The sequence below is a fragment of the Collinsella sp. Sow4_E3 genome (assembly GCF_052116285.1).
In the GTDB taxonomy this organism is placed as follows: Bacteria; Actinomycetota; Coriobacteriia; order Coriobacteriales; family Coriobacteriaceae; genus Collinsella.
Map to the genome: position 1 here is coordinate 1 of NZ_JBQKLJ010000151.1, position 308 is coordinate 308.

2 rRNA genes are annotated in these 308 nt (G+C 69.8%); both read right to left on the reverse strand.

Annotation, left to right across the window (positions count from 1 at the left end):
- Window positions 1-72, reverse strand: a 5S ribosomal RNA gene (gene rrf / locus ACTQ48_RS11705); the annotation flags it as partial.
- 148 nt (window positions 73-220) lie between these two features.
- Window positions 221-308 (reverse strand): 23S ribosomal RNA (locus ACTQ48_RS11710); the annotation flags it as partial.

The following is a 308-nucleotide window of genomic DNA, read 5'->3' on the forward strand; positions in this document are numbered from 1 at the left end:
CTCGGCGCGATGGGGCTTAGCTTCCGGGTTCGGAACGGGACCGGGCGTGCCCCCCATGCTCTGGCCGCTGACCGGTGGGCGGCGCCCACCGTATCTTCGGTGCCCGGTGTCTCACTCACGTGCCCTGGGGGCCGCATGGCGTATAGGGGAGGTGACTCGGGGGCATCCTCGTGCCCGGACCGCGCTTCTGAGCGCATGTCCCGCGGGCCGCGAGGTGCGGTTCCGGAAGAGCTCGGGCGATTAGTGCGGCTCGGCTGAGGCTGTCGCCAGCCTTGCACCTGCCGTCTATCGACCAGGTAGTCTACCTG